Annotated in this window: 1 tRNA gene and 2 rRNA genes; all 3 read left to right on the top strand. The window is 51.0% G+C overall.

The window, feature by feature from the left end:
• Positions 1–109 (top strand): 16S ribosomal RNA (locus ACFQ0N_RS38200); the annotation flags it as partial.
• Between the two features lie 87 nt (positions 110–196).
• Positions 197–272 (top strand) — tRNA-Ala (locus tag ACFQ0N_RS38195).
• A gap of 233 nt (positions 273–505) precedes the next feature.
• A 23S ribosomal RNA gene (locus ACFQ0N_RS38190) occupies positions 506–1,029 on the top strand; the annotation flags it as partial.

Raw genomic sequence — 1,029 nt, 5'->3', positions numbered from 1 at the left:
AGTCGGTGGGGTAACCGCAAGGAGCCAGCCGCCGAAGGTGGGGTAGATGATTGGGGTGAAGTCGTAACAAGGTAGCCGTATCGGAAGGTGCGGCTGGATCACCTCCTTTCTAAGGAATATCCTGATCTCGATGATGATCAGAACATATTGTTGGTAATCGACGTGAGTATGTGTTCAGTTTTGATGGAATTTGCTAGGGGCCATAGCTCAGCTGGGAGAGCGCCTGCCTTGCAAGCAGGAGGTCAGGAGTTCGATCCTCCTTGGCTCCACCAACAAATATTCATCACTTGCACCTTGAAAACTGGATATGAAAGAATGAAACATCTTATAGCTGAGTTTTAACAATTGTTAGCGAAGCGAAAAAGGCTTTAGTCTTTTGAACTTCGTGTCAGCGAAGCTTTTTGGATTAGCGCGACTTTTGCGGATGTGTTTCCACAGCTCAGGTGAGTTGGGAATGAAGAAACATAGCTGCAACGGGAGCGATAAGCCAAAACAGCGTAGCGTAGGTTAAGCTAGTAAGAGCGCACGGAGGATGCCTAGGCACCAGGAGCCGATGAAGGACGTGGCGAACAACGAAACTGCCTCGGGGAGCCGTAAGCAGGCTTTGATCCGGGGATGTCCGAATGGGGAAACCCGGCTGGGGTAATGCCCAGTCACGCTTGACTGAATTCATAGGTCAAGTTGAGGCATACCAGGGGAACTGAAACATCTAAGTACCCTGAGGAAGAGAAAACAATAGTGATTCCGTCAGTAGCGGCGAGCGAAAGCGGATTAGCCCAAACCAAGGAGCTTGCTTCTTGGGGTTGTGGGACGTCTCACATGGAGTTACAAAGGTGTTGGTTAGGCGAAGAGGTCTGGAAAGGCCCGCTAGAAAAGGTAAAAGCCCTGTACCCGAAAGTCAACACCCTCCGAGACGGATCCCGAGTACCGCGAGACACGTGAAACCTCGTGGGAATCCGGCAGGACCATCTGCCAAGGCTAAATACTCCCTGGTGACCGATAGTGAAGCAGTACCGTGAGGGAAAGGTG

Origin of the sequence: Paenibacillus sp. GCM10027626 (genome assembly GCF_042676285.1) — a bacterium.
Lineage (GTDB): Bacteria > Bacillota > Bacilli > Paenibacillales > Paenibacillaceae > Paenibacillus_Z.
Note: the sequence above shows the minus strand (reverse complement) of the source record. Positions and strands in the feature narration are given on the sequence as shown.